Annotated in this window: 1 protein-coding gene; it reads left to right on the top strand. The window is 42.9% G+C overall.

Annotated elements, in window-relative coordinates; genetic code table 11:
• On the top strand, nt 1-1436 hold a 1436-nt coding region (locus R7127_RS26160), incomplete at both ends, for an Ig-like domain-containing protein (RefSeq protein WP_242531859.1).

Here is a 1436-nt window from a genome sequence, read left to right as displayed (position 1 = left end):
GCGATTGATCATGGTGTAGGTCAAGATGAGCTGGTGACTAACGTATTGGTTGAAAGCATTCAAAGTGATGCTGACGGCACACAAGAGGCTGTTGTGGCTCCCCTAGAAATCGCCATCCTTGATGCCGATCCAGTGATCGAAAATGAGTCATATAGTGTAACCGAAGGCCAAGTCATTTCTGGCAATGTACTGGAGAATGACATTGATATTGATGGTGACTTGTACATTCGATATGTCAGAGCTGGAGGAGAGATCCAGTCTGTCCCTGATGGTGGCTCAGTAAGTTTTAGTCTAGAGAAGGGTGAATTAACCGTATTTTCAGATGGCTCTTGGCAGTTGAATGCCAGTCGCAACTTAGATCACACGGTTGAGCAAAGTCTCGTTTTTGATTATCTCGCAGCCGATGATTCAAAAGATTACGGTGTAGCAACCGCAACTATCGACATTATAGATGGCCAAGCGGGTTATGTAGGCAGCGCTACTATAAACGCAGCAGAAGTACCTCTGGGAGAGGCATTATTAACCACCGAAGGCAGTGTTAATGTGATTGCTGGCTCTGATAACCCTGATCCGACTAGTTTGTATTTTGGTGGGGCATCCATTACTAAGTTAGAGGCATTAGGGCTTACAAGCTCAGTCTCTGATAATGAGCTTAGCTACACGTTAAGTTCCAGTGGAAAGCAAATCACAGCATTTGCTAATGGTGTCACTGTATTTACGTTAACATTGAGTGGCATTGAGTCGGGTAACGATGTACTAGCTTCAATCTCGCTTACTCTTTATCATCCTATCGATCAATTCAATAGTAGTGATACGGTCACTTTCCCGCTGACCATTGGAGGGACAGATCTAGACTCCACACCGCTTGTAGAGAATGAAATTGATTTCGTGTTGAAAGATGGTGTTGATCCTACGTTGAGCAACTTGACTGTTGTTGCAATGGAAGAGATTAATCTAGAAAGTGGGGCAATCTTTAAGACTGGGAGCCTTCAACTCGATATCGGGAGTGATTATGTTGACTCTCTTCGATTTAGCGAATTAAACCAGCCCACATTAGTGAGTAGTGAAAGTGAGTTGCTTTACCGTCTGTCTGATGACGGTACGACAATTACTGGCTATATCTTAGAAGGTGGGGTGGAAGTAAATATTTTTCAATCGAAACTATTATCCACATTACCTGTAGAGTCGAGTAGTGAAATAGAGTATTCCTTTGAATTATATCGCTCTTTCGATCTGTCAAAAGATCAAATCCTGGATATACCATTGTTAGTTAATGCAACAGATTCAGACGGTGACACCACCTCCGTAACATTGGATATTACCTTAGAGGCAATTGAAGGTTTGAACGATGATGCCTCTTTAACGGTGGATATTCTTGATGGCGGCGATGGATACGAAAACCAGTTTGAAGTTCCTAGTGTCACGATTCAAGGTGA

This window comes from Vibrio sp. 1159 (assembly GCF_033340395.1).
Taxonomy (GTDB): Bacteria; Pseudomonadota; Gammaproteobacteria; order Enterobacterales; family Vibrionaceae; genus Vibrio; species Vibrio alginolyticus.
Note: the sequence above shows the minus strand (reverse complement) of the source record. Positions and strands in the feature narration are given on the sequence as shown.